This is a genomic window from Streptomyces sp. NPDC057280, assembly GCF_042668605.1.
GTDB lineage: Bacteria > Actinomycetota > Actinomycetes > Streptomycetales > Streptomycetaceae > Streptomyces.
In genome coordinates this window covers 1-1,428 of record NZ_JBHUYR010000027.1, presented here as the reverse complement: position 1 = coordinate 1,428, position 1,428 = coordinate 1, and the positions used below count along the sequence as shown (strand labels likewise).

Annotated in this window: 1 protein-coding gene; it reads right to left on the bottom strand. The window is 66.3% G+C overall.

Annotation, left to right across the window (positions count from 1 at the left end; all coding sequences use genetic code 11):
* Positions 1-56: 56 nt before the first annotated feature.
* The gene (locus ACFUO4_RS45695; protein WP_383497264.1) at positions 57-1,295 is read right to left on the bottom strand and encodes an IS256 family transposase; all 1,239 of its coding nucleotides are present in this window, start codon (positions 1,293-1,295) and stop codon (positions 57-59) included.
* Positions 1,296-1,428 lie beyond the last annotated feature (133 nt).

The window sequence follows — 1,428 nt, the reverse complement described above, 5'->3', positions numbered from 1 at the left end:
GGTCACGTCCGCTGGAGTGGTGTATTGACGGCCACTCGGTGATCTCTTCTTTGAGGCTATGCGGTGAGTTCGGTGGGCAGGTCGGTGTCGTCGGTTTCTGACTCGATCGGGTGGAGGCGGGCCTTGGCGAGCAGGTCGAGTCCCATGTAGCGGCGGGCCTCGGTCCACTCGTCGTTCTGTTCGGCCAGCACCGCGCCGACCAGACGGATGACGGCGGTGCGGTCGGGGAAGATGCCGACTACGTCGGTGCGGCGGCGGATCTCCTTGTTCAGTCGTTCCTGCGGGTTGTTCGACCAGATCTGCCGCCAGATCTCGCGGGGAAACGCGGTGAATGACAGAAGGTCGTGCTGGGCGTTGTCCACGTGGGCTGCCGCCTTGGGGAACTTGGCCTCCAGTGCGTCCAGAACGTGCTGCATCTGGGCTTGGACGGCTTCGGTATCGGGTTGTTCGAAGACGGTCCGCAGCAGCGTGGCCACCCAGGGCTGGGCCGATTTCGGAACCTGGCTCAGCAAATTTCGGGCGTAATGCGTGCGGCATCGCTGCCAGCTCGCGCCGGGCAGGACCGCGCCGATGGCGTCGACCAGGCCGGCGTGGGCGTCGGAGATGACGAGTTGGACGCCGGACAGGCCGCGGGCGATCAAGGAGCGCAGGAAGGCGAGCCAGCCGGCGCCGTCCTCGGCGGTGGCGACGTCGATGCCGAGGATCTCGCGGTGGCCGTCGGCGTTGACGCCGACCGCGATCAGGGCGTGGACGTTGATGATGCGGCCGCCCTCGCGAACCTTCTGGGTGAGCGCATCGACCCAGATGAACGCGTAAGGGCCCTGATCCAGAGGCCGGTTGCGGAATGCGGCGACCTGCTCGTCCAGGTGCTTGGCCATGGCACTGACCTGGGACTTCGACAGCTGGGTGACGCCCAGGCTCTCGGCGAGCTTCTCGACTCGGCGGGTGGACACTCCGAGCAGGTAGGCGGTGGCGACCACCGAGATCAGGGCCTGCTCGGCCCGGCGTCGTCGTTCGAGGAGCCAGTGCGGGAAGTAACTCCCCGACCTGAGCTTGGGGATGGCGAGTTCGACGGTGCCGGCCCTGGTGTCCCACTCGCGCGGGCGATAGCCGTTGCGGTGATTGACTCTCTCGTCGCTGACCTGCCCGTATTCGGCGTTGCAGAGCGCGTCTGCCTCTGCGGACATGAGCGCGTCGGCGAACGTCTTGACCATCGCGCGCAGCAGATCGGGACTCGCCACGGCGAGATTGTCCTCGGCGAGGACATGCAGGGGCAGACTGTCAGGTGCGGTCATCGTGCTGATCTCCTTCGGGCTTCGACACCTCGAAGATCAGCCGGTGGCCGTTCATCTATGCGGGCACCATCCCAACGCCGGAGCAAACCCCCGGATCAGGTCGAACCCGTACACCACTTCCCTGGACGCAACC